The organism is Leifsonia sp. HAY1-4F (genome assembly GCF_056755275.1).
Window position 1 is genome coordinate 1 of record NZ_JBNDHX010000701.1, and the last position, 231, is coordinate 231.

The window sequence follows — 231 nt, forward strand, 5'->3', positions numbered from 1 at the left end:
TCGGTCGGCACCGCCGGGATGACGTCCTGAGTCACCGTAACCTGATCGGTCGCACGGCCGTCGTTGCTCTTCGCCCGTACCGTCCAGCGCAGCGTATCGACGCCAGAGGGCGCGGTGAGGTTCCACGCCACCGGTGCCGCACCACCCGCGGGAATGGTGACGGTGAGCGGCTTGCCTTGTGCCATCCGCGGGAAGACATCGACGTTCGCGGTGACCGTCATCGCGCGGTCC

Annotated in this window: 1 protein-coding gene; it reads right to left on the bottom strand. The window is 68.4% G+C overall.

All coding sequences use genetic code 11. The features are described 5' to 3' along the window. Positions 1-231 (bottom strand): hypothetical protein (locus ACPYOG_RS21035; RefSeq protein WP_481295980.1); only part of this gene is annotated, 231 nt, incomplete at both ends.